Consider the following 24,316-nt stretch of genomic DNA (forward strand, 5'->3'; position numbering starts at 1 on the left):
CACGGCCAAACCCACCAACTCAGGGGCCGACCCCTCAGACGGCAGCCGGGCTTGGACGGTGGTTGGCGAGCGAGGGTGGCGCCCGAGCGCCTCGATCGCCCCTCGGGCGCCGCCCACCGCGCCGCCCCACGTCCCCACGCCGTCTCGGGGGTCGACCCCTCAGATGGTGGGTTGACCCCCGAGAATCTCACGGCCAAACCCACCAACTCAGGGGCCGACCCCTCAGACGGCAGCCGGGCTTGGGCGGTGGTTGGCGAGCGAGGGTGGCGCCCGAGGGGCGATTGAGGCGCGGGTGTCCGAGGGGTACGCCGCGCGGGCGCGGGTGTCCGGGGCGTACGCCGCGCGGGCGCGGGTGTCCGGGGCGTACGCCGCGCGGGTGTCGGGGGGAGTTACGCTGCGCGGGCGCGGGCGAAGGCGGCGCGGATGGTGGCGGCGGTGCGTGCCGGGTGGTCGAGGTCGGACCACATTGTTCGTACGACCTCGAATCCGAGTGCGCGAAGGCGGTCCTCCCGGATCTTCTCCTGGACCAGGACGTCCTCCGTCGCACCCGCGTATTTCAGCCGGCCGTCGAACTCCACGAGGGTGTTGAACCCGTCGAAATCGAAGTCGACCCGCGCGATGATCCCGTACCTGTCTCGATAGACCACTTGCAGCGACGGAGCCGGCAAGCCCTGGTCGTGCATCAGTACCCGTAGACGCGATTCGCCGACCGACTCCGACCGCCCGTCGGCGAATCCGAGCGCGGCGCGGGCGGTTGCGCTGCCGGGCCAGAACTCCGTCGACCGCAGCAGCCTGCGCAGCTCCCGATCGTCGATCAGCCCAAGGTGCAGCGCGGCATCGACGGCAACCACGGTCTCCTCGAAGCCCACCGTACAAGCGGTCTCGACCAGAGCCCGGGGTATGGACGTGGTGGTCAGACCGTCAAGCTCGGTCAGGTCGCCGGAGGTCAGTACGCCCCGATGGAACCGGATTCCCGCGACAGGTCCGCTGTGCCGGCGGATGTCCAGACGGCTGAGGTGGACCTCCGCAAGATCGATGGCCCACAACGGAAGCCCGTGCAGTACCAGCGCGGACTGGTGGCTGACGGCAACGCTTCCCGTGCGCATCGCATTCATCGCAGCGAACACCGCGAGCCGATGATTGGCCAGCTCCCGATCCCACGGCGCGAGTCCACTCAGGTCGGGCGCCGCCGCGTACTGGCCGTAGCGCACCCTCACCCAGCGGCCGGACCGCACCCGGTCGCGAATTCCTTGCGGCGTGTACCCGCAGGCAAGCGCCTGCCCGCGACTGAAGACGCCGCCCTGACTCTGAGCCACCACCACGAGCACTGGATTCACGCCGCAAGCATGCCCACGCATCCACCCACCCGCCACCTCCGCTCCACCGACCTGTGGACAACTCACCTGTGACGTCTCAGGGGTCGGCCCCTCAGCTGGTGGGTTCGGCCGGGAGATTCTCAGGGGTCAAGCCACCAGCTGCGGGGTCGGCCCCTGAGACGTCACGGGCCGGCGGCCGCGGGCGGCGGGGTGGTTAGGGCGGCGGCGGGCGGTGATGGTGGCGGCGGCGGTGGCGGTGGTGGCGGCGGTGGGGGCGGGGTGGTTAGGGGCGGCGGTGGGTGGATATTGCTTGGTGGGCTTCGTTCCACCAGAGGAGCAAGGTGGCGAAGGAGGCGCCGGCGAGACCCCATGCCGCGCCCTGGGGTCCCCAGAGGAACGCGCCGCCGACGCCGCAGGTGATCAGGACGGCCGAGGAGATCAGCCGGACGCGGAGGCCGCGGGTGGCGGCGGTGAGTGCGCGCAGGATGGCGAAGGCGCCGGCGTTCGAGGCGCCGAAGGCCTGGAGCAGGATGACCGGGATCAGCACGTGATGCGCCTGAGTCCACACGCCGGGGCCGAGTAGTTCACGGCCGACCAAGGACGGCAGCAGCAGGAAGACGGCGCCCCAGGCCAGCGCGCCGGCGCCGACCCCGAACGAGATCGCCAGGCCGACCAGCCACAGCCGCCGGTACGAGTGTTTCAGCGCGCGAGCGGCTTCGGGTACGGAGATCATCCGGATGCCCTGGTTCAGTACGTTGACCGGTCCGAGGAGGACCTGGGCGCCGCGGATGCCCGCGGTCGCGACCAGGCCGGCGGCCGCGGTGATGCCGAGCATGTACACCTGGATGGTGCCGGAGACCGCGAGCATCTCCCCCACGTACTTCGGGCTCAGGTCCCAGTTCCGCTTCACCCATTCACGAATCAGCTGCCGCCGTGGCGCCACCCCGGCCTGGAACCGGCCGGCGATCGCGGCGACAACCGCCCCGAGCCCCCAGCCGAACGTCAGCGTGAAGGCGGATGCCGCTCCGGCGAGGTACAAACCACCGAAGATCGCGAGCATCACCAACAACCAGATCAGGTCGTTGACGAACGCTTTCCGGCCCTCGCCGACAACGAAGAACGCCCAGCGCCACGCATCCTGGAGCAGCAAGCCGGGCATCGTGATGGCGAACGCGATCAGCACACCCCGGGACGGGATGGCCGGGAACGCCGCGATCGCAAGACCGAGCAGCATGGCGAGCAGGCCGGTCAGCAGAGCAGTTGCCGTACTGGCCCGGACGGCTCGTTCCCAGTCGGGCGTTCGGGCACCGGAGTGGCGTACGGCCAATGGTTCGGTCGCGACCGCCCGCGATACGTTCAGGGCGATCGTGTAACCGCCGAACGCGAGCGCGTACACGCCGAAGTCGGCCACCGTACTGGACCGCGCCACGACGACACCGACGGCGAGATTGCTGAGGCTCGACAGGCCCTGGTCGGCCAAACCCCAGCCCGCGCGACCGGCCGGTCCGGCCAGTCGACGCAACTTCGGCCGCCGGAGCTTCACCAATGCACTCTAGAGCGCGCGTGGCGGATGACGGAGGATGCCGACCAGGAAACGCGGGATGCCGAGGAGGTAGCGGCGCCAGAGGCGCTTGGGCTCCTTGTACAGCCGGTAGCTCCACTCCAGGCCGGAGCGCTGCATCCAGGCCGGTGCGCGGTCCAGGCGGCCGGTGTGGAAGTCGAAGGCGGCGCCGACGCCGATCAGGATCGTCGCGTTCAGGCGGTCGCGGTGGTCGGCCATCCAGCGCTCCTGCTTCGGCGCGCCCAGTCCGACCCAGACGATGTCCGGGCGGGCCTCGTTCATCCGGTCGACCGTCGCGGCATCCTCCGCGTCGGTCAGCTCGCGGTACGGCGGGCACTCCACGCCGACCACCTTCAACGCCGGATGCCGCTCCTGGAACCGCTCGCGCAGCTCCTCGGCCACGCCCTCCGCGCCACCGTAGAAGTACTGCGTCCAGCCGCGCTCCGCCGACTCCGCGAGCACCCGCTCGAGCAGGTCCGGGCCGGCGACGCGGGCCATCTGCCCGAAGCCGGCCTTCTTCCCGGCCCACACCAGCGGCATCCCGTCCGGCACGGTCAGCCCGGACGTGTTGTACACCTCGGTCAGCCGGGCGTCGGCGCGGGCGTGCAGCAGCGCGTTCATGTCGGAGACGCAGACCAGCTGCCGCTCCTCGGCGTCGATCCACTCCGCGAACGTGCTGACGGCCGCGTCGAGATTCGTCACGCTGACGTGGATACCGAGAACGTCGACGCGCGTCATGAGTCCTCCCCGGTCAACTGGGCGAGGTCCGCGTCGACCATGATGCGGACCAGTTCGGGGACGTGCACCTGAGCCTTCCAGCCTAGCTCCGTGGTGGCCTTCGACGCGTCGCCGATCAGCGAGTCGACCTCGGTCGGACGCTCGTACCGCTGGTCGTGATCGACGTACCGCTCCCAGTCCAGCCCGACGTGCTCGAACGCCAGCGCCACGAAATCACGCACCGAGTACGACGTACCCGTCGCGATCACGTAGTCGGCCGGAGTGTCGTGCTGCAGCATCCGCCACATGCCCTCGACGTACTCCGGCGCGTACCCCCAATCGCGGCACGCGGACAGATTGCCCAAGTACAACCGGTCCTGCACACCGCACTTGATCGCAGCCACAGCACGGCTGATCTTCCGCGTCACGAACGTCTCACCGCGCCGCGGCGACTCGTGATTGAACAAGATCCCGTTCACCGCGAACATGTCGTACGCCTCGCGGTAATTGCGCGTCATCCAATAGCTGTACAACTTCGCCGCACCGTACGGCGAGCGCGGGTAGAACGGCGTCTCCTCGTTCTGCGGCGGCGGTGTCGCACCGAACATCTCCGACGAGGACGCCTGATAGAACCGGCAGTCCAGACCGATCATCCGGATCGCCTCGAGCAGCCGCGTCGTACCCATCCCGGTCGTGTCACCGGTGTACTCCGGCTCATCGAACGACACGCGTACATGCGACTGCGCCGCGAGGTGGTACACCTCTGACGGCTGAATCGACGCGAGCAGAGTCACCAACCGCGAACCATCCGTCAGGTCGCCGTAGTGCAGGAACAACCGCTTGTCCGCCGCATGCGGGTCCTCGTACAGGTGGTCGATCCGCTTGGTGTTGAAGGTGCTGGCACGACGGATCAGTCCGTGGACCTCGTACCCCTTCGCCAGCAACAGCTCCGCCAGGTACGAACCGTCCTGACCCGTGATCCCGGTGACGAACGCCTTTTTCACGAGACATGCTCCTGATACCAGGCGTAGGTGGCGGCCACACCTTCTTCGAGACCGATCGACGGCTTCCAGCCCAGCGCGGTCAGCCGGCTCACGTCGAGCAGCTTGCGCGGGGTGCCGTCCGGTTTGGACAGATCGTTGCTCAGGGCACCGGTGTACCCGACGACGCGGGCGACCAGCTCGGCCAGCGCCCGGATCGTCACGTCGTCACCGACGCCGACGTTGACCGGCTCCGGCGCGTCGTAGTGCGCCAGCAGGTGCAGGCACGCGGCGGCCAGATCGTCGACGTGCAGGAACTCCCGCCGCGGTGTCCCGCTCCCCCACAGCACCACTTCCTCGGCCGCGTTGACTTTGGCCTCGTGGAAGCGGCGGATCAGCGCGGGCAGAACGTGTGACGACGTCGGGTCGAAGTTGTCATTCGGGCCGTACAGGTTGGTCGGCATCGCGGAGATCCAGCGCAGACCGTACTGCCGGCGGACCGCCTGGACCTGCATGATGCCGGCGATCTTGGCGATCGCGTACGCGTCGTTGGTCGGCTCCAGCTCACCGGCCAGCAGGCTCGACTCGCGGATCGGCTGCTCGGCGTACTTCGGGTAGATGCACGACGAGCCGAGGAACAGCAGCCGCGGCGTCCGCACTTCGAGCGCCGCGTCCATCAGGTTCACCTGAATGCGCAGGTTGTCGCTGAGGAACTCGGTCGGGTGGTCCCGGTTCGCGAGGATGCCGCCGACCCGCGCCGCCGCGTCGATCACCACGTCCGGCCGGTGCTCGGCCAGGAACGCGAACGTCGCGTCCCGGTCGCGCAGGTCCAGCTCCTTCGAGCTCGCCCCGATCAACTGGGTGACGCCTTCGGCCTGCAGCCGGCGCCAGATCGCCGATCCGACCAGACCGCGATGGCCGGCCACGTAGACCCGGGTTTCAGGATTCATCAGTACGCTCCCGCGCCGTAGATCACCGCGCGTACGGTCTTCCAGAGGATCAGCAGGTCGAGAGTCATCGACCAGTTGTCGACGTACCGCAGGTCGAGCCGGACCGACTCGTCCCAGGATAGGTCGCTGCGGCCGCTGACCTGCCACAGACCGGTCATGCCGGGCTTGACGAGCATCCGGCGCGAGTCGTCGGCCGCGTACAGCGCGACTTCCTCGGCCAGCGGCGGCCGCGGGCCGACCAGCGACATGTCGCCGCGAACCACGTTGAACAGCTGCGGCAGCTCGTCCAGCGAGAAGCGCCGGATCCACTTGCCGAGCGGCGTCATCCGCGGGTCGTCGCGCATCTTGAAGATGACACCGTTGCCATCGCTCAGCGAGTACAGGTCGCCGAGCCGCGCTTCGGCATCGGAGTACATGCTGCGGAACTTCAGCATGGTGAACTCGACGCCCGCGCGGCCGACTCGCTGCTGACGGAACAGGATCGGGCCGGGGCTGGTCAGCTTGACCGCGATCGCGAGGCCGATCAGCAGCGGCGACAGCAACAGCACGATGCCGAGCGCCACGACCCGGTCGAAGACGGCCTTCATCAGGTGCGGACCGCCGCTGACCGACGGGCGCTCCAGGTGCAGCAGCGACAGTCCGGCGACCGGGCGGATCGAGATCCGCGGGCCGGCCACCTCGATGATGCCGGGCGAGACGATCAGCTCGATGCCGCGCTGCTCCAGCGCCCAGGACAGCCGCCGCAGCGACTGGCCGGCCAGCTCCGGGTCGGTCGCGATCGCTACCACCTCGACCGCGTGCCGGTCGGCGGCGGCGAGGATGTCCGGCTCGTCCAGCTCCTCGGGTTGCAGCGGCCCGGACTCGGCCGCGACGTGCTGGTCGCCGCGCGGCCGGCAGGTCGCCACCACGCGGAACCCGTCGGTCGGGCGGCTCTCCAGGTGCTCACACAGAGTTGCGGCCGGGCCACTGCGCCCGACCACGAGAACCCTGTGCATGCAGCGACCCCGGACCCGGTGGCGGTGCAGGTCCTTGCGCAACCCGTAGCGCAGCAGCAGCGCCGAGAGGACCAGGACCGGAATCGCGAGCACCACGAAGCCGCGGGCGATCTCGGTCTTGGTGACATAGGACGTCATCGCCACCAGAGCGGTCAGGCCGACACCCGAGCGCAGCAACGAGCGGAACTCGTCCGGCCCGGCGCCGAAGTAGCGCGAGTCGTAGCCCTTTGAGAGCGCGACCACGCCGATCCAGGCCAACGGGAGCAGGCTGCTCACGACCAGGTAGCTGGAACCGACGTGGTAACCGAACCGGGTAAGCAGTGCGACGGACACGCCGAACATGGCGGCCAGCAGGTCGCCGCCGACGGCGGCCCAGCGGTACACGCCGACCCAGCGCGGCTCGGTCGACCGGGACGGCAGCGGAACAATGGCCGGGACCTCGTGCGGCACGACCCAGAGCGGCCGGTGCCCATCCACCCTGTCCGGCGCCTCAGCTCCGTTCACGACCGTCCCTCGGTTCACGCTGCGACCGATCGGGCCGTTGCGTGCCCTCGGCGTTCCCCAGCTTGCCGTCCCCAGAATTCACCCGCGCGTTGGCGTCGAGTCACCGAAGATTACTACGTGCCGAAGCCCGGAGCGACCGCCGGGCCGCGGACCTGTGGAGAACTTGCCCAGGTCCTTACAAGGCCGCGACCTGCCGAATTGCTGCGCCAGCAACGAAATCCCGCAACCGCCGTCCGGCGATCCCGGCCGCGAACCGGGCCTGAACCCCTGCAAACGCGGCAGTTGCCATCCGATCCCGGGCCGCCGGGTCGGACATCAGCCCGATCAGTACGCCGGCCGCGGCCGACGGGTCGTCCAGCGGCCAGAACAGGCCGTCCGTACCCGGGCGGACGATTTCGGGTACTCCCCCGACCGCGCCCGCGATCACCGGCAGGCCCTCCGCCATCGCCTCGACCAGCACGATGCCGAAGCTCTCTGTCGTCGAGGTGTGACAGTAGAGGCGATGTGACCGCATGAGTTGCCGCGGGTCGGATCGGTAACCCAGGAAGGACACCTGGTTCGCCAGGCCCAGTTCGGCTGCGCGTGTCTGCAGTGCGCGCCGGTCGGCGCCGTCACCGATCACGGACAGCGTGTAGCGATGTCCACGGGCAGCTGCTTCGGCAAGTACCTCCAGCAGGTACCGGTGGTTCTTTCGCGAGTCCAGCCGGCCGACGGTGATCAGATCCGTTTGCGCTGCTGGGCGGTCTATAGCCGGTGCGCTCGTTGTCACTGCATTGGGGACAACAGCGTGCGGTACGTGACGTAGTGGAGCGATCCGCTCTTCCAGTCCGGCTCTGGTGTACTCCGACACGTACACGATGCCGTCGAGTGCTCCTAGTACCCGCTCCTCGAACGACCGGATCGATGCGTACAACCGGCCGTTGCGTGGGAGCTCGCCCTCGTCGGCCCACTCATCCGCTTGCGAGACGTTGAAGTGAGCAACCATCACTACTGGTTGCGTCGTCCGTACTTGCAGTGCGACACCGGCAGAGATCGGGCACTGGGCGTAGATGACCGCATCCGGGCGGTCCGCTAGCTGTGCGGCCAGTGCGGAGCGCAAGTACCGCGCGTGCCAGTACTGATGCCACCACACCGCTGCGGGGCGGTTGAACGGCCGGATGCCCCTGCGGGCAGCGAAAACGGGCAGTACGAAGGGCGACCGCGCCATGAACGGACTGACCACGCTGACTGGCCGCCCTGTCGCCTGTAGGTACTCACTGAACGTACGGACATGTGCTTGCAGCCCAGAACCGCCCTCGGGACGCATGAGGGTGGCGACCACGATCTCCGGTTCACTCATGCGGTCGCGGCCTCAGCAACGACAGGGACGTGTACGCGTTGCGCTTTGGCCAGCCTGCTCCACCAGACCGCGATGCCCAGTACAGAAGCGATTGCACTGCCCCAGACGACTCCCTGTGCGTTCCAGAAGAAGCCACCGATCGCAGCGAGCCCGACGAACAACGTCGTGACAGTGATCTGGCACTGCATCGTCTGGTCCGCACGCCCGAGTGCCCGTAGGCCCGCGGACGGTCCGACGTGGAGGCAGCCAGCTGCTGCGCTGACGATCACACCTAGTACCAGCACATGTGCGTCCGGCCAGACACTGCCCAGCACCAGGTCGCCGATGCCGAGTGGGAACAGCACCAGGATCACCAGACCCCAACCGAGTGCTACTACGGACAGTCCACCGCTCAGGCCGGCACACAATCGCCACAGGGACCGGCTGCCACGGCTGAGTGCTCGCGCGGCTTCGGGAACTGCTACCTGTCCAATTCCCATCAGCAGTGCGGCAACAGGTCCGACCAGCATCTCCGCACCGCGGATAGCTCCGGCCGCAGCCAGTCCGCCGCTGGCAGCGACGATCAGCGTCCGCACCTGGCCCCCAGCACCCAGAACAACGTTCTCGACCAGGAACCGCGGTCCGAGATCGCTGTGCTTGCGCAGCCACCCCAGCGCGGCAGCGGGACGGGGCATGACGCCGGCCTGCCGGATGCCGTAGATCCCTGCCAGAGCTGCCGTACCGCCGAAGGCGAGCAGAGCCGCTGTAATGCCGAAGTCCAGGAAGCGACCGACGAACAGCGCGGTCAGCATCAGGACCGTCCACACGGTGTCGTTGACGAACGTCTTGACGCCTTCGCCGGCAGCGAAGAACGCGGACCGCCAGCTGTCCTGCAGGGTCAGCCCTGGCAGCACGATGCCAAGGCCAACGAACGCCGCACCTGCCTCGGAGCCTGGTGTCTGCAGCTTGAGCAGCAGTCCGATCAGTACGCAGACCAGTCCGCCCACTACGCCGACCAGAAGCGCCACGCCGCTGGACGCCGCAACCGCCTCATGCCTGCTGTCCTTGCCGCTCACGCTGTAGCGCACCATCAGCGCATCGGTCGACAAAGCGCGCGAACAGTTCAGTGCGACCGAGTACGCAAGGAAGGCGAGGCCTAGTGCCCCCAGACCGGTTGCTCCGAGCAGCCGTGCGACGAACACCCCGAGCAGGAAGTTGCCCAGGCTCGAAACAGCCTGGTCAGCGATCCCCCAGCCCAACCGGCCGGCTACCTGTCGTCGCAGCGTTCCGCGGTGGTCCCCGGTGTGGCGGCCGGTCATCGGCGCGACCTGGTGACCTGGCTGAACAGTGCGGCGGTCAGGTCCTTGAACTGCTCGTCGAGCCGCGTACGGCACTCGGCGGACCGCTCTCCGAGCGTTTTGACGATGCTGTCCTCGTCCGCTTCCAGTGCAGCGACCTGTTCGACCAGGCGCTCCACATCGAGGGCCTTGACGTCCTGTACGAAGTCAGCGAGGCCCATCTGCGCCATCAGTGCGTCGTGCTTGCCGCCGTAGCTCAGTGCAAGAGTTGGATGACCTACGGTGAGTCCGGCGACCACACAGTGGTAGCGCAGGGCAACAACCGTCTGTACCGATGCGACCCGTTGCATGAGTTCTTCGAACGACGTAAACGGCTGGTAGCTGACAGGTGGTTCGCCCGGCCCGGTCCAGTACGTCCTGGCGTCCGCCACGATGGCATCGGCGACTCCCTCGTCCAGCCGGTCACCGATCAGCAGCCGCACACTGCGACCGGACTCGACGAGCAAGCGGACAAACTGCTTCATTTGGTCGACGTAGCGAGCGTGGATCTCCTCCGCACGCGGCCGGTCGCTGGGCGAGCCGTAGTAGGCCATCACTCCGACACCGACCGATTTCGGTTCAGGCAGTGGGTCCGATGGCACAGGCAGCCCGAAAGCCAGGTCGGCGTACGCCTTGTCTTGTGGTGCAGCCACACCGGTCTCACGGCCTACACCAAGTGAGTACTCGTCGCGGAACGACCTGTAGTCGACGACGCGTGCTGCAGTACGCAGCAGTACGCGGATGGCGCGTTCGCGTACCCGGGAGCCGCCTACGCACACCAGACCGGTTCGGACACCGAACAGCCGTCCGGACAGCGCCATTACCAGCATGCTGTACGGGAGCTCCCACGGTCGCTCCGGCAACGTCGCTTCCAGTACGCCGGCCCCTGGGATCATCACCACGTCGTGCTGTCGCACCCACCGCGCCGTACGCCAGGTGTCGATCACTGCGGCCGGTGGGATGCGCAGCAGGGTCAGCGCCTTCTGGGCGAGCCGGGACTGTACGGGCTTGCGGGACTGCATCCAGTGCAGTTGGACGGCCGGTACGCCGTACCGTGCGGTGATCTCCTCTGGGCCCTCGCACATGAAGTCGAGTACTGCCTGTGGCTGCTCGTTGCGCAGGTACTCCAGGACGGTGTCGAGCATCGCGTCGTTGCCGATGTTGCCACCGCCGAGCCGTCCGTACAGACCGACCTTCATCGGTGACCGTCCGATCCGGCCACTAGCGCCTGGACAGACAGCGCGTCTACTGCACCGAAGTACTGGATCGGTGCCGGCTTGGACTGCCCCGGCAACCGGCGGGTAACCCGGCTGGTCAACCATTGGCGGATGTACCGGTTGCATTCATGCCGTTGCCCAGCTGTCAGCGGCGCACGGCGTACGGCGGCGAAGTAGCCGAGGATGTACTCCGCGACCAGCCGCACCGGCGGATGTACCAGCTTGTTGGCGCGCTTCGGATCCAGGTTCCGCGACCAGCTACTGATCGTCGGGTTGGCTTGTAGCGCGCGGCCGTCGTGGTGCCGGCGGAAGTACAACCACTCCGGCACTTGCAGGAAGCGGCCGTGCAGTGCGACCTCGGCCATGAACACCTGGTCGGCGTGGTAGAAGCTGTTGTGCGGCTTGACCGCACGCAGCACGTCCGCACGCATCACACCGTAGAAGTCGTCGGCCTGGATCGCACCGGGCAAGTCACCGTCGAACAGCATGCTGCGCAACCGCTCCGCGGGCTCAGGCGCATCAGTGTGCAGCGGGTACTCCAGTGCCTGGATGACGTTGTCGTCACCGTCGATCGCAGCTGTGTACGTGTGCGCGAGAATCGCGTCCGGGTGCTGATCCAGCAGCTCCACACAGCGCGCCACCAAGTCACGGCCCCACAGGTCGTCACCGGACGCCCACTTGAACAGCTCGCCCCGGCCCTTCCGGAACACGAAGTCGTGGTGCGGCGCGGCGCCGATGTTGCGCTCCTGCCGGTAGAACGTGATCCGCGGGTCCTTGGCGGCGTACGCGCGGCAGATGTCGTCCGTACGGTCCGTGGACGCGTTACTGGACAGGATCAGCTCGAAGTCGGTGAACGTCTGGCCGAGTACTGCGTCCAGGGACTGTTCCAGGTAGTCCTCACCGTTGTAGACCGGCAGACCGATGCTGAGTCGCGGCTGTGTCATGTTGGACTCCCAACTCGGGCGGGCGAGGTACGGCCGGTCCGATGCACCGGTCCGACAAAGCGAGGCGAAGCAGCGACAACGAGGAGCGGTACGGCGAGCAGCGCCCCGCCCACCACGTCCGTGAACCAGTGCATCGACAGCAACAGCAGCGCGAGGCCCATCGTCAGTCCGGCCAGTGCGACGAGTGCCCAGGCCCAGACCGGTGGATGACGGCGCCACACCAGCAGCACACCGCCCAGGCTGACCAGCAGGATCACCATGTGCCCGGACGGGAACGATCCACTGAGTGTTCCGACGTCCCCGTGCGGATCAGCTCTACCGATCAGGGCCTTGGCTACTTGGGTGGCTAGTGCGCCGACCATTGCAAGCGCTGCTACGTACACCAGTGGGCGCCAGGTGGTTCGTAGTACGGCTGCCAGCGCACCGGACACCGCGAGCACGGCCAGGGAGACACGCGGCGCAGCGCCGTCGACCACGTTGCCGAACACCAGTTGCCACGGTCCCCACACGTCATCCGGGCGGAACACCTGCTGGAGGTTCCGGTCAAGCGCGTCGACCTGCCCGGCCGAGGCGATCCCGGCAAGCACCAGGAAGGCCACCGAACTGGCCACTGCCAGCAGATGGACCCGCGTGACTCCGCTGCGCTGCATCTCGTCCCTTCAGACGTACGTACGGAACACCGGCTTGACCGGACGTCCTTGCAGGAACCCGGCCACGTCCTGCGCGTCCAGTGCCTGCCGGTAGACCTTGCAGGCGTTGCCGACCACCTCGACCGTCCGTTCGAGGTCGGCGTCGGTGAGCGCACTGCTGACCACAAGCGACGGACCGATGACGCCACCGAGGATCAGCTCGCGGAGGAACAGCGTGCGGTACGGCTGCGACGGTGCGAGCTGCTCATCGAGCGTCGCGAACACCAGGTTGCTGGCGCGTCCGCGTACGACCACATGGTCCTGTACTCCGGCATCGGCCGCGACCGCACGGACACCGGCAGCGAGCTTCTCGCCGATCGCGTGCAGGCGGGCAGCGATGCCCTCCTCGGCGTAGACGTCCATGACTGCGATCGCTGCCGCGAGCGAGTGCGTCTCGGCGCCGTGCGTGGTGGACAGCAGGAACACCCGCTCCCGGCTGTCGCGCAGGCCGCCGCGCTCCAGGTACTCACGTTTGCCGGCCAGCGCCGACACTGCGAAGCCGTTCCCCAGCGCCTTGCCGAACGTGGAGAGGTCGGGCGTCACGCCGTACAGGCCCTGGGCGCCGGCGGCGGAGAAGCGGAAGCCGGTGATCATCTCGTCGAAGATCAGCAGCGCGCCGTGCCGGTGCGCCAGGTCGCGCAGACCCTCGAGGTAGCCGGCCGGTGGGTCGTGCTGGGTGGCCGCCTCCAGGATCAGGCAGGCGATCTCGCCGTCGTGGCGCCGGAACAGTTCCTCGGCCGCGGCCAGGTCGCCGTACGGGAAGCCGACGGTGAGGTCACAGATCTCGGCCGGGATGCCGGCTGCCATCGGGGTCCGGGCGATGAACCAGTCGTCGATCGAGAAGAACGCGTGGTCGCTGCAGAGCGCGACCAGCCGCCGGCCAGTGACCGCGCGAGCCAGCTTGACCGCGGCCGTGGTCGCGTCCGAGCCGTTCTTGGCGAACTTCACCATCTCCGCGGTCGGGACTGCGCTGAGGAACCGCTCGGCCGCCTCCAGCTCGACGATGCTGGGCCGGACGAAGTTGCTGCCGCGGTCCAACTCGCGCCGGACCGCTTCGAGTACCTTCGGGTGCCGGTGGCCAAGACTGACAGCGCGCAGCCCGGCGCCGTACTCGATGTACTCGTTGCCGTCGACGTCCCACACATGCGCGCCGTCGCCCCGGTCGATCACCGGCGCCAGGTCCTCGGGGTACTGGTCGTCGCCCTTGGCGTACGTGTGCGCGCCACCGGGGATCACGTCGTGCAGCCGCTTGTTGGCGGCAACGGACTTCTCGAAGGACTTGGTCATGTCAGCCTCGCGGTTGCCAGAGCGAGTGTGGATGCTGCCTTGTCCCGCTCCGACATCAGCGTGACCGGCAGCGGCCAGGGGATGTCCAGGTCGGGGTCGTCGAACCGGATCGCTACATCCTCGGACGGGTCATGCGCGCGGTCGATGCGGTACGAGACGTCTGCGGGGTCCGTGAGCGCCTGGAAGCCGTGTGCACAGCCAGCAGGGACGTAGACCGTCACCTGGTTGTCACCGGTCAGGTCGAACGTCTCCCGGTTCCGGTACGTCGGTGATGCTGGCCGCAGGTCGATCACTACGTCGAACACCGCGCCGTACGAGCAGCGGACGAGTTTCGCCTCGCCCTTGCCGGACCGGGTGTGCATGCCGCGCACTACGCCCTTCCGTGACCGGGAGATGCTGTCCTGGACGAACGCATCCGGGTCGAGTCCTGCCTTGGCTACCACGTCCCGGTCGAACGTACGCGAGAAGAACCCGCGCTCGTCACGGTGTGGCGTCGGGCGGAACAGCAGCGCACCGGCGATACCCGGTACCTCGATGACCTCCATCAGAACCCCCGTTCGTGCGGCTCGGGCAGTGGGACCAAGTACGTCGCGCCCCAGCCGCCGTCCGCTTCCAGCTGGGCAACCACCTCGTCGGCGATGTCCCAGGTGAGTACGAGCACGACGTCCGGTTTTGCGGCTGTCAGGTCTGCTACTGGCCGGATCGGGACCATGCAGCCACCGGGGATGCGGCGTCCGTGCTTGCCCGGTGCGATGTCGACGGTGAACGGCAACAGGTCCGTGGTCACCTTGCTGAGGTCAAGTAGCACTGGCGCTTTGGAAGGAGCGCCGTACGCGAGCACGGTGCGGCCGGCGTCCTTGTGACGGGTGAGTTCGGCATGCAGTGCGTCAGCGGCGTGCCACGCGGCTTCTTGGAGACTGCCTAGCTGTACTTCATCCGCTATCCCGGCAGCGTCTTCGTCAGCAAGTACTACCTCGACGGATGCGTCCGGTGCGGCGTCGGCGGTGTGGCGGAGCATCACCATCAAGCTGCCGCCGTACATCTCCACCTGCTTGACTGATTCGACGGCCAGGCCGTGCAGTGCGGCGATGTTGCGCAGTGCGCGCAGGGAGACGTACGCCCAGTGCCCGTGCCGGATCGTGTCGAACTGGTTGCCGATGAACAACGGGAGCAGGTGGTGGAACTCCATCACCAGTAGACCGCCCGGTGCCAGCCGATCGGCTCGTAGCTTGAGCATGTCGCCGTACTGGGGCTCATGCACTATGCCATGTACGTCGATGACCAAGTCGGCCTGCTGGTCCTCTGTAGCGAGCTGCGAGCCGGCAGCGGACAGGTGGCCGAGCCAGGAGCCACCGTGGTGGCTGGCGAACTCACAGACCACCTTGCCGGCCAGCTCCGGGTAGTCGCGGAGGATCTCCTTCACCGAAGTCTCCGCGTGGGCAATGCTCGTCGCGGACTCGACTGCCAATGGTTCTTCGGGCAACTGGGCTTCCACTGGACCTAGCTGGACCAGAGTGCAGTCGCGGCACAGCCACAGCTCCAACGGCCAGCGCGGATCGGGTCCGGGCGTCTCGGCGGCTGGGAAGTAGTCGGCACACGGCTGCGCGCCGAGGTCAACGACCGGTACGACGTTCTCCCCCGAGCAGCCACGACACTTGAAGCTCACTGCGTCCCCCTGATCACCATGTCAACGTTGCTTTGCCGGTGGTGAACGCCTCGGCGTACCGGGCCCGGCACTCCATGCCGCGCATCCTCGCCAGGCCGGCGAACACCTCTTCGTCGAACCAGTCGTGCGGGACCTGCGACGGGTACGCCTTGTGCAGCAGCACGATCTTGTCCCGCAGCTGCTCTTCGGTGAGTTCGACGTACAGGAACGGCCGGCTGAGGTCTCCGTCCCACTTGGGGATCTCGTAGTGCAGCACCAGGTGGTCACGCCACACGGTCGGTGCCAGCTCGGCGATCAGGCGGTGGTCCTGGTGCGCGTCGGTGCGGCTCGGTGCGAGTACCAGGTCCGGGCGCCGGCTCCCGCGGGCAGTTGCCTCCAGCAACTCCTTGGTCTGGTTCCAGTGCGCCGGCAGGCGTCCGTCCGGGAGCTCTGCCGACGTCACCGTCACCTCGCAGTCCGGCAGGAACAGCTCCGCTGCCCGGCGGGCCTCGTCCAGGCGCAACGGCGTACCGGTCGCGATCACGAACTCGGCGGTCAGCTCCGGCACGGACTCCGCCAGCTTCAGCAGCGTGCCGCCGCAGCCGATCTCGATGTCGTCCGGATGCGCGCCGAGAGCGACGAGGTGAACCGGCCCGTCGATCAGGCCGAGCTGAAACGGCAGCATCAGATCGCCACCACCACAGGACCGTCCGGCTCCGAGGTTTTGTTGACAATCCGATTGTCCTGGTGCCGATTGTCCTGGCGGCTGTCCTGGTGCCGGCTGTCCTGGCGGCTGTCCTGGTGCCGATTGTCACGAGGCCGGTTGTCGTGGCTCCACAGCGCCCAGGGCTTCTTACCGGAGCGGTACAGGTCCTCGAGCTGGCTGCGTTCCTTCAGCGTGTCCATCGGCGCCCAGAACCCGTGGTGCGGGATCGCCTCCAGCTTGCCCATTGCCGACAATCGCGGGAACGCGTCCCCGACCAGGTCCTCGTCCTCGTGCAGTACGTCGAAGATGTCCTTCTTGATCACGAAGTAGCCGCCGTTGATCCACACGTTCAGATCCGCCGCCGACCGCAGCCCGGTCACCCGGGAATCGGTCCCGAACTCGACCACGTGGAAGGACGCCTGCGGCGGCACGGCGAGCAGACTGGCGGTGATGTCACTGGTCATCACATGGTCGACAATCCGGTCCATCGGCGCGTCGGTCAGCACGTCGCCGTAGTTCGCCAGGAACGCGTCGTCGTCCTCGAGGTACGGCCGGACCCGGCGCAACCGCTCCCCGATACTGGTGTCGATCCCGGTGTCGACGAAGGTGATCTTCCATTCGCTGATGTCGGAGTCGAGCAGCTCGATCCGCTGCCCGCCCTTCGTCATCACGAAGTCGTTCGAGACCGTTTCCTCGTAGCGCAGGAAGTACTCCTTCACCGCCGAGCCGCCGAAGCCCAGGCAGAGGATGAACTCGGTGTGGCCGAAGTGCGCGTAGTACCGCATCACGTGCCACAGGACCGGCCGGTCGCCGATCGTCATCATCGGTTTCGGCGCGGAGTCCACCCCGCTGCGCATCCGCAGCCCGTACCCCCCGCAGAAGATCACGACCTTCATCAGACTTTCCTTCCCCCACCGCGTTCAGATCAGACTGCGTTCAGAGCCGGTCAGCGGCCGGCGTTCAGATCACTTCGAGGCGTGGGATCGGGACGACGAACTTGGCGCCCCACTCCCGTGCGTACCCGAGCTGGTGGACGATCTCCGCGCGCAGGTTCCACGGCAGGATCACGATGTAGTCCGGCCGCGTCTCGGCCAGCCGCTCCGGCGCGAAGATCGGGATGTGCGTACCGGGCAGGTACATCCCGTGCTTGTGCGGGCTGCGATCCACCGTGTACGGCAGCAGGTCCTCGCGGATGCCGCAGTGGTTCAGCAGCGTGTTGCCCTTCCCAGGCGCGCCGTACCCCGCGACCGACTTGCCGGCCCGGGCCGCCTGGACCAGGAACGTGACCAGGTCCGCCTTGATCGCGAAGACCTCCTGGGCGAAACCCGCGTGCCCCTCGACCGAGTGCAGACCGGCGTCCGCTTCGTCCTGCAGCACTTTGCCGACAATCTCGGTCGGCGCACCGGCGGTCTCGCTCGGCGTACTGAACACTCGCAACGATCCGCCGTGGCTCTGCAGCTCCTGAACGTCGACAATCTGCAATCCGGCCTTCTCGAGCGCCAGCCCAGCCGTCTTCAGCGTCAGGTACGAGTAGTGCTCGTGGTAGATCGTGTCGTACTGGCGGTTCTCGATCAGCCGCAGCAGGTGCGGGAACTCCAGGGAGACCAGGCCGTCGTCCTTCACCAGCGCCCGCAGGCCCTTCGCGAAGTCGACGATGTCCGGGACATGCGCGAACACATTGTTGCCGACGACAAGATCCGCCTGCCCGTGCCGGCTCGCCGCGTCCGTACCGGTCGCCTCGCCGAGGAAGTAGCTCTCGGTCCGGATGCCCTTCTGGTTGGCGATTTCGGCGATGTTCGCGGCCGGTTCGATGCCGAGCACCGGGATGCCGAGGGCGGTTGCGTGCTGCAACAAGTACCCGTCGTTGCTCGCAGCCTCGACGATCAGGCTCTCCGCGCCCAGGTCGAGTCGCTCCTGCATGTCCAGCACGAACCGGCGGGCATGTTCGACCCAGCTGGTCGAGTAGGAGGAGAAGTACAGGTAGTCGCTGAACACGTCGTCCGCCGCGACGTACGCGGGGAGCTGAACCAGCAGGCAGTTGTCACAGATCCGGACGTGCAGCGGGTAGAACGTCTCGCCCGAGTCCAGCTGATCGGCGCGCAGATAGCTCTCACAGGGCGGCGACATACCGAGGTCGACGAACGTCCGCGTCAACGCCTCACCACAAAGCCGGCAAGCAACAGACTCCGCCGCCGCTACCACCGGCGCATCAGCCGACGGCGCACCAACCACCGAGGCATCTTGTTTCGCCATCACTGCAGCTCCTTCGGGCCGGGGTACTGTTCTTCGGTCTGGCGGCGCAGCTGTCCATCGACCAGACCGGCGCTCAGCAACTGCTGAATGCGACGCAACCGAACGAACTGTGCCGAGTTGAAGTCATCAAGCGTCAACCCATGCCGCCGGTACGCGTCATGCAGCTCGTCGACACCCCGGCGAACTGTCCACTCCAGCTTCAGCTCCGGGAAGGTGTCGTTCAGCTTGCTGAAGTCGACCTTGTAGTTGCGCAGATCCGGACCGGCATTGTCAGCAATCGACAAAGTCGACCCGGGAACCGCCTCACGCACCATCTCCGCGATGTCCCGCACCTGCACGACGTCCTCGGACCGGCCGACGTTGAACGCCTCGTCGTGGATCGTCTCCCGCGGCGCCTCCAGCACGGTCAGGAACGTGCGGCTGATGTCCTCGATGTGCACCAGCGGCCGCCACGGGGTGCCGTCGCTCTCCAGCCGCACCTGCCCTGAGGTCAGCGCGATCGCCGTCAGATTGTTGACAACAATGTCGAGGCGCAGCCGGGTCGAGGCACCGTAGGCGGTCGCATTCCGCAAGTACGCCGGACTGAACACGTCATCGGCGAGCTTCGACAGCTCCTGCTCGGCAAGTGCCTTCGTCTCGCCGTACGGCGTCACCGGGTACATCTCCGCGTCCTCGGCGACCGCCTCGGAACCGGCCGCGCCGTACAGACTGCACGACGAGGCGAACAAGAACCGTTCGACACCGGCGTCCTTGGCCGCGCGGGCCAGGTTCAACGTGCCTTCAAGGTTGACCGAGTACGTGGCCTGCTTGTCCAGGTTGCCGAGCGGATCGTTCGACAGGGCGGCCAGACAGACCACCGCGTCGTACCCCGCGAGCTCCCCCGCCGTCACGTCCCGCAGATCCCGGGGCACCCGCGCACCGATCGGCTCCGGCCCACCCAGCAGGTCGCACCCCTCGTACAAGCCGGTGTCGAGCCCGTCGACCTGATGCCCAGCCCCCCGCAGGAACGGCACCATCACCGCCCCGATGTATCCCCGATCCCCAGCGACCAGAACCCTCATCCGCCGTCCCCTCACCCCAGTACTGGCCTGTCGCCCAATACAGATCACCGGACAGCCCCGGTGATACAGCGAGTTTCCAAAACAACAGATGACCCCCAGTCAACACCGCGCGTACCGAGAAGGTCGCGCAGTCAACAGCACCTACCGCGGAGGCCGGCCCCAACCCGCCTCTCCATGGGGTGCTCCGGGGTTGGGGGCGGTTGGGTTAACAGGATAGGTACTGGTGGAAGTTTCTCGGGGAGATTTGTGCGGGGGTGTATCAGCGGGGTGGGGTGTGCGCTCTCCTGGGCGCTGCGGTACGTGGGTAAGCCACGTCATGAGCCTGTGGGGGGCGTTATGAAGGTTGCCGTGTTCGGCTTGGGCTATGTGGGGTCGGTGACGGCTGCTTGCCTGGCGGGGGCTGGGCATGAGGTGTGGGGGGTGGATGTCGACACCGCGAAGGTGGGGCCGATCACCGAAGGGCACAGTCCGGTGGTCGAACCGGGGCTGGACGAGCTGGTGGCGGCGGGTGCGACGGCCGGGCGGTTGCGGGCGACCACCGATCCACGACTCGCGCTGGAGCAGGCCGAGGTTTCGCTGATCTGTGTCGGTACGCCGTCCACGCCCGCGGGCAGTACTGATCTCACCTACATCCGGCGCGCGGTACGCGACATCGCGGAGGCCGCGCAGGTCGTCGTACCGCCGGCGTCGGGGTTCCACAGCATCGTGATCCGCAGCACCGTGCCGCCGGGGACCGTGGACGAGGTGGTCGCTGAGGTACTGGCCGAGGTACCGCCGCCGGACGGGTTCACGTTCGGTACGGCGATGTGCCCGGAGTTCTTGCGGGAGGGGTCCGGGCTAGCGGACTTCTACGCACCGCCGTTCGTCGTCGTCGGTACCCGGGATGCCCGGGTCGGTACCGCTCTGACCGACCTGTTCGCCCCGGTGTACAAGGACAACAATCCGATTGTCGACGTGCAGATTGTCGACGTTCGGACGGCGGAAGCGCTCAAGTACGCCTGCAACGCCTTCCATGCCACCAAGGTGTCGTTCGCCAACGAGATGGGCCGGATCTTCCGGCACTTCGACGTGGACTCCCGCGAGGTGATGCGGATCTTCGTCCAGGACACCAGCCTGAACATCTCGCCGTACTACCTGAAACCGGGCTTCGCGTTCGGCGGATCGTGCCTGCCGAAGGACCTCCGCTCCGTACTGCACCTGGCCCGGATGAACGACACCGAACTACCGCTGCTGTCCGGCGCACTCGCCACCAACGAGCGAAGCGTCCGCGATGTCGTCGACCGCGTGATCGCCGGTCCCGGGCGGGAGATCGCGCTGCTCGGCCTGAGCTTCAAGCACGCCACCGACGATCTCCGCGAGAGCCCGAACGTCGAGGTCGCCGAGCGCCTGATCGGCAAGGGCTACAACTTGCGCATCTACGACCCGATCGTGAATCCGGCCCGTCTGGTCGGCGCGAACCTGCGCCACGTGACCTCCAAACTTCCCCATTTGCAACGGGTTCTGACCGACGATCCGGCCGAGGCGCTCGACGGCGCCGACATCGCGATCGTGTCGGCGACCGACACCGCCGCGGTCAACGCGCTGCTGACCACACCGCCCGCGCGGACCATCGACCTGAGCGGCCGGCTGGGCGCGGAGGCCGAAACCCTGCCCGGGTACGAAGGAGTGGGCTGGTGACCGGCCCGCGGGTCCTGATCATCATCCAGAACCTCTGGGTACCGTTCGACCGCCGCGTCTGGCTGGAATGCCAGGCCTTGGTGGCGTCCGGGTACGACGTGACCGTGGTCTGCCCGAAAGGCCCGGACGACCCGGCGTACCAGGTGATCGACGGCGTCACCGTGCACAAGTACAAGGCGTACGCCCCGGGCGGCAGCAAGCTCGGTTTCGTGTGGGAGTACGCGTACTCGTTCCTGCTGACGCTCCGGTTGGTGTTCAGGGCCCGTAAGGCCGGCCGGTTCCAGGTGATGCAGGCGTGCAACCCGCCGGACATCTTCTGGCCGATCGCGATGCTGCTCCGCTGGCTCGATCGCACCCGGTTCGTTTTCGACCACCATGATCTGTGCCCGGAACTGTTCCAGTCGAGGTTCGGTGGTACGACAAGCCTTCCGTACAAGGGATTGCGCTTCCTCGAACGGATGACGCACCGCCAGGCCGATCACGTGATCTCCACGAACGACTCGTACCGCCGGATCGCGATCACGCGCAGCGGCAAGGCGAATCACGACGTGACGGTCGTGCGGACTGGACCTGATCCGGACAAGCTGCGACGCGGTGTGCCGGACGAGGCGCTTCGTCGCGGGCGTCGGTACCTGGTCACGTACATCGGGGTGATGGGTCCGCAGGACGGTGTCGACATTGTCGTCCGGGCTGCCCATCATATTGTCAACAATCTGCACCGGACCGATATCGCCTTCACGTTGATGGGTGGTGGCGATTCGTTCGACGACGTGGTCGCGCTGCGGGACCGGCTCGGCCTGGGCGCGTACGTCGAGTTCACCGGCCGCGTACCCGACGAGACCGTCCGGGCGGTGATGTCGACAGCGGATCTCGGCCTCTCCCCCGATCCGAAGAACCCGCTCAACGACGTGTCGACAATGAACAAAACCATGGAGTACATGGCGTTCGAGCTTCCGGTGGTCGCCTTCGACCTGATCGAGACCAAGGTGTCGGCCGAGGACGCCGCGGTGTACGTGGAACCGAACGACGTCGCGCTGTACGGCCAGGCGATTGCCGACCTTCTCGACGACGAGGTCCGCCGCCGCCGGATGGCGAAACTCGGCCGGTCCAGGGTCGAGCAGGTGCTCGCGTGGAGGCACCAGCAGAAGGCGTACCTCGGCGTGTACGACCGACTCACCGGTCACGTCAGCCGGGTCGGCGACGTGGCGCGGGCCGCGGGGTCCTGAGGTGTGCGGCATCGCCGGCTGCTACCAGCAGCATGACGGCCGGTTGCTCGCCCGGACCATGAGCGACCGGATCGCACACCGCGGCCCGGACGCGGAACAGGTGTACAGCTTCGAGGACGGTGAAGTCAGCGCGCACCTGGCACATCGCAGATTGTCGATCATCGACTTGTCGGCCGCCGCGGACCAGCCGTTCAGCAAGCGCGGCCTGACCATCTGCTACAACGGCGAGCTCTACAACTACAAGGAACTGCGCGCCGAGCTGTCCAAGAGCGGCGTGCACTTCCGGACCAGCTCCGACACCGAGGTCGTCCTGGAGGCCTGGCGCCGCTGGGGTCCCGAGGCGCTGAAGCGCTTCCGCGGCATGTTCGCGTTCGCGATGCTGGACGAGGACAGCGGCAGCCTGTACCTCGCCCGCGACCCGCTCGGCATCAAGCCGCTGTACTTCCTCCGCCGCCAGAGCGGTGTGCTCTTCGCGTCCGAGCTGAAGGCGATCGTCGCGGCCGTCGGCTCCGAGCTACGCACCGAACCCGGCGCACTGATCGCGTCGATGCTCTACTACTGGCTGCCCGAGCAGCGCTGTGCGATCGATGGTGTCGAGAAGCTGCCGCCCGGTTCGTGGGCGGAGTTCCGGCCCGACGGCGGCAGCCGGCACGAGACGTACTGGCGGGTGACCGAGGTCGCGACCGAGGCAGCGGCCGGTCCGCGCGCCGATCTGCGCCAGGTGATCGAGGAGTCGGTTGCGGCGCACCTGGTGGCCGACGTACCGGTGTCGACGTTCCTCAGTGGCGGTCTGGATTCGAGCCTGGTCACCGTGCTGGCAAAGCGCATGGACCCCGGCATCGACTCGTACACGATCACCTTTCGCGCGCAGGACCAGAAGCTCGAGGCGATGCCGGACGACGCGATCTACGCGCGCAAGCTGGCCAGGCAGTTCGGCATCGACCTGCACGAGATCGAGATCGCGCCCGACGTCGTCGAGCTGCTTCCGCGGATTGTTGACATTCTGGACGAGCCGATCGGCGACCCGGCCGCGATCAACACCTTGCTGATGTGTGACACCGCGCGGGACGCCGGTGTGAAGGTGCTGCTGTCTGGGATGGGCGCTGACGAGCTGTTCGGTGGCTATCGCAAGCACCTGGCCTGTGTGATGGGTGCGCAGTACCAGCGGCTCCCCGGGGTACTACGAAACGGTGTGGTCGGTCCGGCAGTACGACGGCTTCCGGTGACGGTCAACGGGCGCGGACTGCGGTACGCGCGCTGGGCGAAGCGGTTCCTCACGTTCGCCGACCTGTCCGAGGAGACTGCGTTCCGGCGCAGCTACACCATGTACGACGCCGATCAGCTCGCCGGACTGATCAGTCCGGACCTGGACCCGTATGTCGCGAAGCTCCTGGCGGAGCACAGCGACATCTACCACGACACAACGCTGGACGACCACGTCAACCGGATGTGCCTTGCCGACTCGCGGATGTTCCTGCCAGGACTCAACCTCGCGTACACCGATCGCTCCAGCATGGCGGCGTCCACCGAGGTACGTACGCCCTTTGTGGACCCGGTGGTTGCACGGGCAGCGTTCTCCATCCCGGGCAGCGAGAAGATCCACCGCCGAGTGTCCAAGCTGGCGTTGAAGAAAGCAGCGGAGGCGTGGCTGCCGAAGGAGATCATCTACCGGCCGAAGGCGTCGTTCAGTGCACCCCTGCGCGCCTGGGTGCGGAACGACCTGCGTGAACTGGTGGACGACGTGCTGCTGCGCGGCGAACTGGTTCAGAGCGGGTTCCTGCGGCAGACCGCCGTGCAGAAGCTGGTCGACGACGAGCGGGCCGGCCGGGAGGACTACTCGAAGCAGATCTGGCAGCTGCTGACGCTGGAGACGTGGACGCGGCACATGCGCTCCCTGGGCGTGACCATCACCTCCCTCTGATTCTCTGAAGGA

21 protein-coding genes are annotated in these 24,316 nt (G+C 67.3%); 3 read left to right on the forward strand and 18 right to left on the reverse strand.

The window, feature by feature from the left end; translation table 11 throughout:
- Positions 1-389: 389 nt before the first annotated feature.
- From ABD260_RS21620 to ABD260_RS21705, 18 genes are all read right to left on the reverse strand, one after another.
- The gene (locus ABD260_RS21620; protein ID WP_344235634.1) at positions 390-1,337 is read right to left on the reverse strand and encodes a type IV toxin-antitoxin system AbiEi family antitoxin domain-containing protein; all 948 of its coding nucleotides are present in this window, start codon (positions 1,335-1,337) and stop codon (positions 390-392) included.
- Between the two features lie 262 nt (positions 1,338-1,599).
- Entirely contained in the window at positions 1,600-2,859 is a 1,260-nt protein-coding gene (locus tag ABD260_RS21625; protein ID WP_344235636.1) for an MATE family efflux transporter, read from the reverse strand.
- A gap of 9 nt (positions 2,860-2,868) precedes the next feature.
- A complete protein-coding gene (locus ABD260_RS21630; RefSeq protein ID WP_344235638.1) occupies positions 2,869-3,615 on the reverse strand; it encodes a WecB/TagA/CpsF family glycosyltransferase in 747 nt (248 codons plus the stop codon).
- A complete protein-coding gene (gmd, locus tag ABD260_RS21635; protein ID WP_344235640.1) occupies positions 3,612-4,598 on the reverse strand; it encodes a GDP-mannose 4,6-dehydratase in 987 nt (328 codons plus the stop codon). Before gmd ends, ABD260_RS21630 begins: the two co-directional genes overlap by 4 nt.
- Positions 4,595-5,524: a GDP-L-fucose synthase family protein gene (locus ABD260_RS21640; protein ID WP_344235642.1), complete on the reverse strand. Its 930-nt coding sequence runs from the start codon at positions 5,522-5,524 to the stop codon at positions 4,595-4,597. Before ABD260_RS21640 ends, gmd begins: the two co-directional genes overlap by 4 nt.
- A complete protein-coding gene (locus ABD260_RS21645) occupies positions 5,524-7,023 on the reverse strand; it encodes a sugar transferase (RefSeq protein WP_344235644.1) in 1,500 nt (499 codons plus the stop codon). The genes ABD260_RS21640 and ABD260_RS21645 overlap by 1 nt, the downstream gene beginning before the upstream one ends.
- Positions 7,024-7,198: 175 nt before the next feature.
- Positions 7,199-8,362 (reverse strand): glycosyltransferase family 4 protein, encoded by a 1,164-nt coding sequence (locus ABD260_RS21650; RefSeq protein WP_344235646.1) that lies wholly within the window; start codon positions 8,360-8,362, stop codon positions 7,199-7,201.
- Positions 8,359-9,660 carry an MATE family efflux transporter gene (locus ABD260_RS21655; protein WP_344235648.1) on the reverse strand — a complete coding sequence of 434 codons (1,302 nt, stop codon included), beginning with the start codon at positions 9,658-9,660 and terminating at the stop codon, positions 8,359-8,361. The genes ABD260_RS21650 and ABD260_RS21655 overlap by 4 nt, the downstream gene beginning before the upstream one ends.
- A complete protein-coding gene (locus ABD260_RS21660; protein WP_344235650.1) occupies positions 9,657-10,877 on the reverse strand; it encodes a polysaccharide pyruvyl transferase family protein in 1,221 nt (406 codons plus the stop codon). The genes ABD260_RS21655 and ABD260_RS21660 overlap by 4 nt, the downstream gene beginning before the upstream one ends.
- Positions 10,874-11,839: a glycosyltransferase family 2 protein gene (locus ABD260_RS21665; protein WP_344235651.1), complete on the reverse strand. Its 966-nt coding sequence runs from the start codon at positions 11,837-11,839 to the stop codon at positions 10,874-10,876. The genes ABD260_RS21660 and ABD260_RS21665 overlap by 4 nt, the downstream gene beginning before the upstream one ends.
- A complete protein-coding gene (locus tag ABD260_RS21670) occupies positions 11,836-12,489 on the reverse strand; it encodes a phosphatase PAP2 family protein (RefSeq protein WP_344235653.1) in 654 nt (217 codons plus the stop codon). The genes ABD260_RS21665 and ABD260_RS21670 overlap by 4 nt, the downstream gene beginning before the upstream one ends.
- Positions 12,490-12,498: 9 nt before the next feature.
- Positions 12,499-13,815, reverse strand: a complete 1,317-nt coding sequence (locus ABD260_RS21675; protein ID WP_344235655.1) for a glutamate-1-semialdehyde 2,1-aminomutase — start codon at positions 13,813-13,815, stop codon at positions 12,499-12,501.
- On the reverse strand, positions 13,812-14,360 hold the full coding sequence (locus ABD260_RS21680) for a dTDP-4-dehydrorhamnose 3,5-epimerase family protein (protein ID WP_344235657.1): 549 nt from the start codon (positions 14,358-14,360) through the stop codon (positions 13,812-13,814). The genes ABD260_RS21675 and ABD260_RS21680 overlap by 4 nt, the downstream gene beginning before the upstream one ends.
- Positions 14,360-15,481 (reverse strand): class I SAM-dependent methyltransferase, encoded by a 1,122-nt coding sequence (locus ABD260_RS21685; RefSeq protein WP_344235659.1) that lies wholly within the window; start codon positions 15,479-15,481, stop codon positions 14,360-14,362. The genes ABD260_RS21680 and ABD260_RS21685 overlap by 1 nt, the downstream gene beginning before the upstream one ends.
- 13 nt (positions 15,482-15,494) lie before the next feature.
- A complete protein-coding gene (locus tag ABD260_RS21690) occupies positions 15,495-16,145 on the reverse strand; it encodes a PIG-L deacetylase family protein (protein ID WP_344235661.1) in 651 nt (216 codons plus the stop codon).
- The gene (locus ABD260_RS21695) at positions 16,145-17,062 is read right to left on the reverse strand and encodes a sugar phosphate nucleotidyltransferase (RefSeq protein WP_344235663.1); all 918 of its coding nucleotides are present in this window, start codon (positions 17,060-17,062) and stop codon (positions 16,145-16,147) included. Before ABD260_RS21695 ends, ABD260_RS21690 begins: the two co-directional genes overlap by 1 nt.
- 64 nt (positions 17,063-17,126) lie before the next feature.
- Complete coding sequence (locus ABD260_RS21700) at positions 17,127-18,419, reverse strand: class I SAM-dependent methyltransferase (RefSeq protein ID WP_344235665.1); 1,293 nt, start codon at positions 18,417-18,419, stop codon at positions 17,127-17,129.
- Complete coding sequence (locus ABD260_RS21705; protein ID WP_344235667.1) at positions 18,419-19,480, reverse strand: NAD-dependent epimerase/dehydratase family protein; 1,062 nt, start codon at positions 19,478-19,480, stop codon at positions 18,419-18,421. The genes ABD260_RS21700 and ABD260_RS21705 overlap by 1 nt, the downstream gene beginning before the upstream one ends.
- A gap of 336 nt (positions 19,481-19,816) precedes the next feature.
- On the opposite strand from ABD260_RS21705, the gene ABD260_RS21710 reads away from it, so the two are divergent.
- From ABD260_RS21710 to asnB, 3 genes are read left to right on the forward strand one after another with little or no spacing between them, the layout of a single operon-like run.
- A complete protein-coding gene (locus ABD260_RS21710; protein ID WP_344235669.1) occupies positions 19,817-21,157 on the forward strand; it encodes a UDP-glucose dehydrogenase family protein in 1,341 nt (446 codons plus the stop codon).
- Positions 21,154-22,383, forward strand: a complete 1,230-nt coding sequence (locus ABD260_RS21715; protein WP_344235671.1) for a glycosyltransferase family 4 protein — start codon at positions 21,154-21,156, stop codon at positions 22,381-22,383. The genes ABD260_RS21710 and ABD260_RS21715 overlap by 4 nt, the downstream gene beginning before the upstream one ends.
- A 1-nt stretch (position 22,384) precedes the next feature.
- Positions 22,385-24,304 carry an asparagine synthase (glutamine-hydrolyzing) gene (asnB, locus tag ABD260_RS21720; protein ID WP_344235673.1) on the forward strand — a complete coding sequence of 640 codons (1,920 nt, stop codon included), beginning with the start codon at positions 22,385-22,387 and terminating at the stop codon, positions 24,302-24,304.
- Positions 24,305-24,316: the final 12 nt, after the last annotated feature.

Origin of the sequence: Kribbella hippodromi (assembly GCF_039531045.1) — a bacterium.
GTDB lineage: Bacteria > Actinomycetota > Actinomycetes > Propionibacteriales > Kribbellaceae > Kribbella > Kribbella hippodromi.